The organism is Halomonas sp. 3D7M (genome assembly GCF_014897885.1).
GTDB lineage: Bacteria > Pseudomonadota > Gammaproteobacteria > Pseudomonadales > Halomonadaceae > Vreelandella.
This window is the reverse complement of record NZ_JABUZF010000241.1, coordinates 7,231-9,072: the sequence shown is the minus strand read 5'-3', so window position 1 is coordinate 9,072 and position 1,842 is coordinate 7,231. Positions and strand designations below refer to the sequence as shown.

At 48.7% G+C, this 1,842-nt stretch carries 3 protein-coding genes; all 3 read right to left on the bottom strand.

From position 1 onward, the window contains the following. Positions 1–400 (bottom strand): GFA family protein (locus INT22_RS14225; RefSeq protein ID WP_193068440.1); only part of this gene is annotated, 400 nt, incomplete at its 3' end. A gap of 57 nt (positions 401–457) precedes the next feature. Beyond that, positions 458–823 (bottom strand): glyoxalase superfamily protein, encoded by a 366-nt coding sequence (locus INT22_RS14220; RefSeq protein ID WP_089037937.1) that lies wholly within the window; start codon positions 821–823, stop codon positions 458–460. A 90-nt stretch (positions 824–913) separates the two neighbouring features. Beyond that, positions 914–1,597 carry an HAD family hydrolase gene (locus INT22_RS14215; protein ID WP_193068439.1) on the bottom strand — a complete coding sequence of 228 codons (684 nt, stop codon included), beginning with the start codon at positions 1,595–1,597 and terminating at the stop codon, positions 914–916. Between the last annotated feature and the right edge of the window lie 245 nt (positions 1,598–1,842).

Below are 1,842 nucleotides of genomic sequence, written 5' to 3'. Positions count from 1 at the left end.
GAACGCCTTGGAATGAACGCTTACCGAAGACCTGCTGTCCGGTCATTTTCTCAGTCTGGTTGTTAAGCTCGTAATAGTCGGGCTTCTCATCAATAAATATTTCGCTGGTGAGTTGGAACGTCTGATCCTGGAACAGGCCTGCTGGGAGAATATACTCATTGCTGGGTAGCAGGTGATAGAACAGATGCGTCCCACAGGTTGCACAGAAGCCCCGCTCCGCCCAATCAGATGAGCGGTAAGCGGTAGGCTCAGCACCAGAGAACTCTACCGGACCACCGCAATGCACGGCGAACATAGGCCCACCCGACCAACGCCGACATAGTGAGCAATGACAAACACTGACCTGCTCGTGGTTAGGCGCAGTCACTTCGATGGAACCGCAAAGACATGTGCCTTTCATCGCAAACTCCTTTACCGTTAGCCTCCATGGCAGCCGCTATCGTGATGCCAACTAATGCTAGGCTGCTGTAGGCTCATTGAACAATATTCTGTTGGAAAACGGATCGACCACTTCAAACACCCTATCGCCCCACGGAGCTGTGGTTATTTCCGGGCGGCTATACTTGTAACCACGGGATAGAATCTCGCGGTACAAGCCTTCAAGATCATCAGTATTCACAAACGTTTTAGCGCCGGGGGAGCAATCCCCAGAATGTTCACTGAGGTGAAAAACCAGATCACCTCGGGATACCTGCATATAGACAGGAAAGTCTGCTTCGAAGCGATGCTCCCAATCAAGCGACATCCCCAAAAACTCAAGATAGAACGCCTTGGCTTTAGATTCATCAAAAATTCGTATAATCGGAATGGCTTGAAAATGCATTTATGCTCTCCTTACAAACAGCGCTTTAACGAATGGCTAGCCAGCTCTGGCTAGAAAGCCTAAAGCCCCCTTTACCCTTAGGCGTTCGATTTAAACAGGCGCAGAGTTGCTCTCTACGCCATAGGCATGGCGTATATACTCAACGGCTTCAGCCATGCCACTAAGAACCGCTGTCGCTGAATGAAAGTTTTGCTGTTTAGACATTTCCGTGGGTAGTGCCAAGCAGCTTATGCCAGCTCGAAAGGCAGCTTCAAGACCATGTTGTGTATCTTCAATGGCGAGACATTCATCCGCAGCAACGCCAAGCCGTTGAAGAGCCAGAAGATAGCATTCAGGTGCGGGCTTGCTGTTTCGGACATCATCGCTAGAAACAATCGTAGAGAACTTATCTTCAAACTCATTGGCCTGCAGTGTTTTTTGAACACCATTTGCACTAGCGCCTGTCACCACTGCCAGCTTCAAACCTTTACTGTGGAAGTAAACAATAGCCTCTCGTACGCCAGGCATTAGCGGGAATGCTTGGCTAGCAAGGTAGTCCTGCGTCGCGGCGTTCTTCGCTTCTATAAGTTGATCAGGGGACGCATTAATCCCAAACCTCTGCACCATATCCAGGGCATTGGCGCGCGTTGGCAGGCCTGCATAGTGGTTTTTGTACTGCAGCTCGGACAATTCAAAGCCATATTGGCTCAGAATGTGTACCCACATTTGAAAATGGATTTGTTCAGAACTGACGACTGTCCCATCGTGATCTAGCAAAATTGCGCGAAGTGCCACAAGACCTCCTAGAAATAGCGTGTTTAAAACCCAAGGCAAAGCTACTATCGCATGAGCTACAAGATTGAAAATATGACAAGCTAATTGTTTTGTACTTCGAGTCGGAAACCACAAGGGTGTTTACGAGCAAGCTATTCACTCACTGCCCTGAAAAAATGAAAACACTAAGACTCCAATCTTGTCCTCAGCAACTCCTCAGCGATTGCTTTGGCTTTTACGGCAGCTTTTAAATCCCCCATCACGTG

What these genes read in the sequence shown, in the direction of transcription:
- INT22_RS14220 (WP_089037937.1), bottom strand. Translation starts at nt 823, where the DNA reads ATGCATTTTCAAGCCATTCCGATTATACGAATTTTTGATGAATCTAAA.